Annotated in this window: 1 other RNA gene; it reads left to right on the forward strand. The window is 48.2% G+C overall.

The annotated features are described in order from the left end of the window. Nucleotides 1–67: non-coding RNA, RtT sRNA (locus tag Q1A40_RS22970), on the forward strand; the annotation flags it as partial. Nucleotides 68–448: the final 381 nt, after the last annotated feature.

Consider the following 448-nt stretch of genomic DNA (forward strand, 5'->3'; position numbering starts at 1 on the left):
AACAGCGTTGCGCAGCAACGACCCGAAGGGCGAGGCCACAGGCCGAGTCATCCTGCACGACCCACCAATGTGGAAAGACGCCCTAAAGGCGCCTTTTTGCTGTCTGCAATTCGGGCGGGGCTCCCGGCTCCCATTCGTCTGGATCTTTGACTTTTCAGCCTTTCCCCCTGCCCTGCTTTGTAATAAGCCATATGCATTACTGCAAGACTTCTGACGAAAAAGCACACTGTCAAAATGAATTTCAGCAGAAATAAAAAGACTGCAACATCAGTAACCCAACGTCGGACTGATTAAAAAACCGTCAAAAAATCCAAAAAATCAGCACTAACGCTCAAGATGCCAACAAAAGAATTGATATCACTCTCTAATATGTTGACTCAGTTTCAACTATCCCTATAATGCGACTCCACACAGCGGGGGTGATTAGCTCAGCTGGGAGAGCACCTCC

Origin of the sequence: uncultured Cedecea sp., from assembly GCF_947498825.1 — a bacterium.
Taxonomy (GTDB): domain Bacteria; phylum Pseudomonadota; class Gammaproteobacteria; order Enterobacterales; family Enterobacteriaceae; genus JGM124.